The organism is Mycobacterium sp. 852002-51057_SCH5723018 (assembly GCF_001667035.1).
Classification (GTDB): domain Bacteria; phylum Actinomycetota; class Actinomycetes; order Mycobacteriales; family Mycobacteriaceae; genus Mycobacterium.
On record NZ_LZIR01000115.1, the window covers coordinates 22,271 to 29,428 of the forward strand.

Genomic DNA, 7,158 nt, shown 5'->3' on the forward strand with positions numbered 1-7,158 from the left:
AGCGGCGGTACCCGAATCCTCCAGTTAGGACGACAATCGCTGGCCCCACAGCCGGTCCGAGGATGCCGAAGTGGGAGTGATCGAGGCTGGACCGAAGCGGTAATGCACCGGGTCAACCGACGGGGCGTGCTCGCCTTGCCACACGGCCGACTCGCCGGAATGGCGTGCCTGGGCGGGCCGGGGATGCTGCTGGCGTCGGTCGAAGCGGTCGAGCCGGTGCGCCGGCACCACCCCGGTCAGCATGAGAATGCCGATCTCGCGCAGCATCTTGCCGGCGGTGCGCCGCGTGTCTGCCGCGTTGACGTAGCGGCGCGCGATGGTCAGAAAGTCTTCGGGTTCAACCCCGGCGACATCACGCACATGGGTGGTCGGACCGCCCACCTCCCAGGTTCCCAGGCCGGTCTCGGGCAGGTAGTGGCGCAAACCGGACTCGAAGTACGTGTCGGCGCCGAGTCGCTTGGCACTCACCCGCACCGCTCGCAGGAACATCCACGGGGGTATCTCCATCAGGCGGATTCGCCGGCCCAGCGCTTCGCCTATAGCGTCGGCGATGTCCGTGCCGGACAACAGCTTTGGCCCGGTCGGGCGATAGGCCCGACCGTCGTGGCGGCGCGGGTCAAGCAATGCGCCCACCGCGACCCGGGCGATGTCTTCGTTGGAAGGGGGCGCGTTGCGTCGTCCCCCCGTCCTCGGCATCGGCAGCACCCCGAGCTGGGCGGCAACCGGCAGAACCTGGAAATAGTTGTCAGCGAAGAACCCGGGATCGACCGCCACGTGGGCGGTGTCCGGCAGCAGTTGAAACAGTTTGTCGGACAACCACTGATGGCGTGTCATCAAAGCCGGGTGCTCCGGACTGGCCAGCCACTGGCCCAGCGCGACCACCGCCTCGACGCCTGCACTGCGCGCGGCCACGGCAAAGGCGACGGCGCTGTCGAGTGCATGCGGGTGGTACGGCGGGTTGAAGAACAATCGGTCCACGCCTTCGACTGCGGCCCGAACCTGTTGAATGTCAAGCATATCCGCAACAACGATCTCGGCGCCCAAGGCGCGCAAACGGGCGCTGCGCCCGTCGTCGCGATGTACCAAGGCCCGCGTAGCCACGCCCTTTTCCAGCAATTGGTTCGCGACCGCGCCGCCGATCCTTCCGGTGGCGCCGGTGACCAGCACCCGTGTGTTTGTCATTGGAGTTCCCTTCCCTGATCGGATACCGAAGATGTGACCGATGGTTACTTTCGTAGTATGCGACCCCAATGTGACCGTTGTCAACATCTGGGCGGACGTGAGATCGTGATGACATGGGTTCCGTGAGCGCCGACCCCCCCGGCAAAAAGGGCTACCACCACGGTGCGTTGCACTCGGCTTTGGTCGAGGCGAGCATCGCGCTGGCCCGCGAGGGCGGACCCGATCGGGTGATCCTGCGCGAGGCGGCCCCCGCCGCCGGGGTGTCGCACTCGGCCGCCTACCGCCACTTCGCCGACCGCGAGGCACTGCTGGCCGAGGTGTCGCACTTTGCGCGCGGCGAGCTCGCCGCGCAGATGCGCCGACGCGTCGACCGCAACCACGACCCCCGCAAGAGGCTGCGCGCGGTCGGCAACGCCTACATCGACTTCGCGATCTCGCAGCCAGGACTGTTTCGCACCGCGTTCACCTCTCACCCCGCGACATCCCCCGACGCGGAGCACACCACCGACGGCGCTGACCCCTTCGAGGTCCTCGGTCAGGTGCTCGACGAAGCCCTAGCCGCGGGTTTACTGGACGCCCGCCGCAGGCCGGGGGCCGAGATTGCCGCGTGGTCGGCGGTGCATGGCCTGGCCGGCCTGCTACTCGACGGGCCGCTTCCCACCAGCCCCGCCGCCATCAGATTCGCGCGAGCCCAGGTGCTAGACCTCATCGAACGCGGACTGCTGGACGGGGACGCGAGTGACCACCGCTGAAACCCTGGCGGCACGCGCACAAGCATGGTGGAGTGGATACCGCCCAACCCCGATACCCGAGAGTGAGGTACCCGTGCTGGGTCTGCCCGACAAGGTGCGTGCCTGCCTGTTCGACCTCGATGGCGTGCTCACCGACACCGCGAGCGTGCATACCAAGGCCTGGAAGGCCATGTTCGACGCCTACCTGTCCGAACGGGCCAAGCGAACCGGAGAAGAATTCGTCCCCTTCGACCCGTCGTCGGACTACCGGCAATATGTCGACGGCAAGAAGCGCGAGGACGGGGTCCGGTCCTTCCTGGACAGCCGCGGCATCGAGCTGCCCGAGGGCGATCCGGACGACCCCGGCGACGCCGAGACCATCAACGGGCTGGGCAACCGCAAGAACGACATGTTCCAGAAGGTCCTGCACGACGACGGCGTCGAGGTGTTCGAAGGGTCGCGGCGCTACCTGGAGGCCGCCTCGGAGGCGGGGCTCGGCATCGCCGTGGTGTCGTCGAGCGCCAACACCCGCGACGTCCTGCAGATCACCGGCCTCGACCGGTTCGTTCAGCAGCGAGTGGACGGGGTCACGCTGCGCGACGAGCACATCGCCGGCAAGCCGGCCCCCGACTCCTACCTGCGCGGGGCCGAGTTGCTGGGCGTCGGCCCCGAGGCCGCGGCGGTCTTCGAAGACGCCCTCTCGGGGGTGCAGGCCGGCCGTGCCGGTAACTTCGGCTACGTGGTGGGCGTCGACCGGGTGGGCCAGGCCGACGACCTGCGCAGCAACGGCGCCGACGTGGTGGTCACCGACCTCGCCGACCTGCTGCGCTCATGATTACTGAGGAAGCATTCCCAGTCGAACCGTGGCAGATCCGCGAGACGCGGCTCGATCTGAACCTGCTGGCCCAGTCGGAATCGCTGTTTGCGTTGTCCAACGGGCACATCGGTCTGCGCGGCAACCTCGACGAGGGCGAACCGCACGGCCTGCCGGGCACCTACCTGAACTCGTTCTACGAGATCCGGCCGCTGCCCTATGCCGAGGCGGGTTACGGCTACCCGGAGGCCGGCCAGACGATCGTCGACGTCACCAACGGCAAGATCATCCGGCTACTGGTCGAGGACGAGCCGTTCGACGTCCGCTACGGCAAGTTGATCTCCCACGAGCGCGTCCTCGACCTGCACGCCGGGACGCTGACCCGCCGCGCGCACTGGTGCTCGCCCGCCGGCAAGCAGATCAAGGTGGTGTCCACCCGGCTGGTGTCCCTGGCCCAGCGCGGCGTCGCCGCCATCGAGTACGTGGTCGAGGCCGTCGAGGACTTCGTTCGCGTGACCGTGCAGTCCGAACTCGTCGCGAACGAGGACCAACCGGAGACCTCCGACGACCCCCGGGTGTCGGCGATCCTGGAGAACCCGCTCGAGTCCGTCGACTTCGAAAGCACCGAGACCGGAGCGCTTCTCATGCACCGGACCCGGGCCAGCGCGCTGATGATGTCCGCTGCGATGGATCACGAGATCGAGGTGCCCGGGCGCGTCGAATTCAGCACCGACGCGCGCGCGGACCTGGCCCGGACCACGGTGATCTGTGGGCTGCGCGCGGGCCAGAAGCTGCGCATCGTCAAGTACCTGGCGTACGGGTGGTCGAGCATGCGCTCCCGCCCGGCGCTGCGCGACCAGGCCGCCGCCGCGATCCACAGCGCCCGCTATACCGGATGGCAGGGGCTGCTCGACTCGCAGCGGGCCTACCTCGACGACTTCTGGGAGAACGCGGACGTCGAGGTGGAGGGCGATCCCGAATCGCAGCAGGCGGTCCGGTTCGGGATGTTTCACCTGCTGCAGGCCAGCGCGCGCGCCGAGCGCCGCGCGATCGCGGCCAAGGGGCTCACCGGAACCGGCTACGACGGCCACGCCTTTTGGGACACCGAGGCTTACGTGTTGCCGGTGCTTACCTACACCGCCCCCCATACCGTGGCCGACGCCCTGCGCTGGCGGGCGTCCACGATGGATCTCGCCAAGGAGCGGGCGGGCGAACTCGGCCTGGCCGGCGCCAGCTTTCCCTGGCGGACCATCCGCGGGCAGGAGTGCTCGGCCTACTGGCCGGCCGGCACGGCGGCGTGGCACATCAATGCCGACATCGCGATGGCCTTCGAGCGGTACCGCGTCGTCACGGGCGACCACGACCTGGAGCGCGACTGCGGCCTCAACGTGCTGGTGGAAACGGCCCGGCTGTGGATGTCGATCGGGCATCACGACCGGCACGGGGTCTGGCACCTCGACGGCGTCACCGGGCCCGACGAGTACACGGCCATCGTCCGCGACAACGTCTTCACCAATTTGATGGCGGCCCATAATCTGGTCACCGCCGCAGAGGCCTGCAACCGGCACCCGGAGGAGGCGGAGGCGCTGGAGGTCACCACCGAGGAGGCGGCCGCCTGGCGCGACGCGGCCGGCGCCGTCAACATTCCCTACGACGCCGAGCTGGGCGTCCACCAGCAGTGCGAAGGGTTCACCACCTTCGCCGAATGGGACTTCGAGGCCAACACCACCTACCCGTTGCTGCTGCACGAGGCCTACGTGCGGCTCTACCCCGCCCAGGTGATCAAGCAGGCCGACCTCGTGCTGGCCATGCAATGGCAGAGCCACGCGTTCACGCCCGAACAGAAGGCGCGCAACGTCGACTACTACGAGCGGCGCATGGTGCGTGACTCGTCGTTGTCGGCCTGCACCCAGGCGGTGATGTGCGCCGAGGTCGGGCATATGGAGCTGGCCCATGACTACGCGTATGAGGCCGGATTGATCGACCTGCGCGATCTGCACCACAACACCCGCGACGGGCTGCACATGGCCTCGCTGGCCGGTGCCTGGCTGACCCTGGTCGTGGGCTTCGGTGGCCTGCGCGACGACGAGGACATCCTGTCGCTGGATCCCCAACTGCCCGACGGCATTTCGCGCCTGCGGTTCCGGCTGCGGTGGCGGGATTTCCGGCTGACGGTGGACGTCAACCACTCCGAGGTCACCTACACGGTGCGCGACGGGCCCGGTTCCGAGCTGTCCCTGCGGCACGCCGGTCAGGAACTGACGCTGAGCACCGAGTCGCCGACGACGATCGCGGTGCGCGTCCGCAAGCCGCTGCTGCCGACACCGCAGCAACCGCCCGGCCGCGAGCCGCTGCACCGGCGCGCCCTGGCCCGCAGTCAGTGAGGTTCGACGATCCGGGCCATTTCGGCGAGCACCGCCTGCCTTAGTTCGGCGTCGGTCAGTTCGTCGAGGCCGGTCGCCGAACGCAGGAAAGGCGCGAACAGCCGCCAACCGAACTGCAGCGCAAAGGCATTCGCCACGGCCAGGCGCGCGCTGCGGTCCCCCTCGGGGCCGTGAGCCGGGCGGACGCGCTCCAACAGTTGGGAGGCACCCGGGAACCGCGTCTGCAGCTTGCCGGCCGGATAGCCGTCGAGCAGGGTGCGGGCCATCACCCGCATGTGCCGGTCCATCGCCCGTTCGGCCTCGGCGGACGACGGGTCGGCCTGCAGTACCTCGGTGGTGGTGGCACCCAGGTGATCGAGCACGGCGCCGACCAGCTGGTCCTTGGTGCCGAAGTGGCGAAACACCAAGCCGTGGTTGACGTTTGACCGGGCGGCGATGTCGCGGATCGACGTCGCGGCCGGGCCGCGCTCGGCGAACAGGTCGGTGGCCGCCTCCAGAACGGCCGCCGCCACTTCGTCCCGGCCGGTGGGATTTTTCCGGCGCGCACTTGCCGAACGCGTAGTCATATGACTACACTAGCGCATGTAGTCAGCTGACTACATAAAGCTGATCGCAAAAGGACGAAAAATGACCCACTCGATCACCGTCACCAAGCTGGGCAGCCGAATCGGCGCCCGCATCGACGGCGTGCGCCTCAGCGGCGAGCTTGACCAGGACACCGTCGACGAGATTCGCGGGGCGCTGCTGGCACACAAGGTGATCTTCTTCCGCGGCCAAGACCACCTCGATGACCAGCAGCAGCTTGCGTTCGCCGGGCTGCTGGGGACCCCGATCGGTCACCCGGCCGCCTCCGTGCTGTCCGCGGACAACGCGCCGATCATCACGCCGATCAACTCCGAGTACGGCAAGGCCACCCGCTGGCACACCGACGTCACCTTTGTCGCGAACTACCCCGCGGCGTCGATCCTGCGCGCGGTCACCCTGCCCAGCTACGGCGGGTCCACACTGTGGGCCTCGACCGCCGCGGCCTACGACGCGCTGCCCGAACCGCTCAAGTGCCTCGTCGACGACCTGTGGGCGCTGCACACCAACCGCTACGACTACGTCACCGATGAGGCGCTGACCGATGCGCAACGGGCGTTCCGGCAGGCGTTCGAGAAACGGGATTTCCAGACCGAGCACCCGGTGGTGCGGGTGCACCCGGAGACCGGCGAACGGACCCTGCTGCTGGGAGACTTCGTGCGCGGCTTCGTCGGCCTGGACAGCTACGAGTCGACGGTGCTGTTCGAATTGCTGCAGCGGCGAGTCACCCAGCCCGAGAACACGATTCGCTGGAGTTGGGCGTATGGCGACGTCGCCATCTGGGACAACCGGGCGACCCAGCACCGGGCGATCGACGACTACGACGGCCAGCATCGGCTCATGCACCGGGTCACCCTGATGGGCGACGTGCCCGTCGACGTGCGGGGGCAACGCAGTCGGGTGGTCAGTGGCGCACCGCTCGAGGCGATCGCGAGCTGAGGGTCGCTGATGGTGACGACCCGCAGCGCCCGGCTACGCCGCGCTTGCGATCGTCACGGAAGCTGATGGTGACGACCCGCAGCGCCCGGCTACGCCGCGCTTGCGATCGTCATGGAAGCTGATGGTGACGACCCGCAGCGCCCGGCTACGCCGCGCTTGCGATCGTCACGGCAGCTGATGGTGACGACCCGCAGCGCCCGGCTACGCCGCGCTTGCGATCGTCATGGAAGCTGATGGTGACGACCCGCAGCGCCCGGCTACGCCGCGCTTGCGATCGTCATGGAAGCTGATGGTGACGACCCGCAGCGCCCGGCTACGCCGCGCTTGCGATCGTCATGGAAGCTGATGGTGACGACCCGCAGCGCCCGGCTACGCCGCGCTTGCGATCGTCATGGAAGCTGATGGTGACGACCCGCAGCGCCCGGCTACGCCGCGCTTGCGATCGTCATGGAAGCTGATGGTGACGACCCGCAGCGCCCGGCTACGCCGCGCTTGCGATCGTCATGGAAGCTGATGGTGGCCACCG

General features: G+C 68.4%; 6 protein-coding genes. 4 read left to right on the forward strand and 2 right to left on the reverse strand.

The window, feature by feature from the left end; translation table 11 throughout:
• Nucleotides 1–24: 24 nt before the first annotated feature.
• On the reverse strand, nt 25–1,182 hold the full coding sequence (locus A5764_RS23665; protein ID WP_067118090.1) for an NmrA family NAD(P)-binding protein: 1,158 nt from the start codon (nt 1,180–1,182) through the stop codon (nt 25–27).
• A 122-nt stretch (nt 1,183–1,304) separates the two neighbouring features.
• On the opposite strand from A5764_RS23665, the gene A5764_RS23670 reads away from it, so the two are divergent.
• The 3 genes from A5764_RS23670 to A5764_RS23680 are packed head-to-tail and all read left to right on the forward strand — an operon-like array spanning nt 1,305 to nt 5,111.
• Nucleotides 1,305–1,934 carry a TetR/AcrR family transcriptional regulator gene (locus A5764_RS23670; protein WP_231989794.1) on the forward strand — a complete coding sequence of 210 codons (630 nt, stop codon included), beginning with the start codon at nt 1,305–1,307 and terminating at the stop codon, nt 1,932–1,934.
• Between the two features lie 52 nt (nt 1,935–1,986).
• Entirely contained in the window at nt 1,987–2,748 is a 762-nt protein-coding gene (locus A5764_RS23675) for a beta-phosphoglucomutase family hydrolase (protein WP_231989795.1), read from the forward strand.
• On the forward strand, nt 2,745–5,111 hold the full coding sequence (locus A5764_RS23680) for a glycoside hydrolase family 65 protein (protein ID WP_067118099.1): 2,367 nt from the start codon (nt 2,745–2,747) through the stop codon (nt 5,109–5,111). The genes A5764_RS23675 and A5764_RS23680 overlap by 4 nt, the downstream gene beginning before the upstream one ends.
• On the opposite strand, the gene A5764_RS23685 is transcribed toward A5764_RS23680, so the two are convergent.
• Complete coding sequence (locus A5764_RS23685; RefSeq protein ID WP_067118102.1) at nt 5,105–5,677, reverse strand: TetR/AcrR family transcriptional regulator; 573 nt, start codon at nt 5,675–5,677, stop codon at nt 5,105–5,107. The genes A5764_RS23680 and A5764_RS23685 overlap by 7 nt on opposite strands.
• A gap of 61 nt (nt 5,678–5,738) precedes the next feature.
• On the opposite strand from A5764_RS23685, the gene A5764_RS23690 reads away from it, so the two are divergent.
• Nucleotides 5,739–6,632, forward strand: coding sequence for a TauD/TfdA family dioxygenase (locus A5764_RS23690; RefSeq protein WP_067118104.1), 894 nt, complete (start codon nt 5,739–5,741; stop codon nt 6,630–6,632).
• The last annotated feature ends 526 nt before the right edge of the window (nt 6,633–7,158 follow it).

Excerpts from the sequence above, each read along its gene's own strand:
- A5764_RS23685 (WP_067118102.1), bottom strand. The coding sequence starts at position 5,677 with ATGACTACGCGTTCGGCAAGTGCGCGCCGGAAAAATCCCACCGGCCGG.
- A5764_RS23680 (WP_067118099.1), top strand. The coding sequence starts at position 2,745 with ATGATTACTGAGGAAGCATTCCCAGTCGAACCGTGGCAGATCCGCGAG.
- A5764_RS23690 (WP_067118104.1), top strand. The coding sequence starts at position 5,739 with ATGACCCACTCGATCACCGTCACCAAGCTGGGCAGCCGAATCGGCGCC.
- A5764_RS23665 (WP_067118090.1), bottom strand. The coding sequence starts at position 1,182 with ATGACAAACACACGGGTGCTGGTCACCGGCGCCACCGGAAGGATCGGC.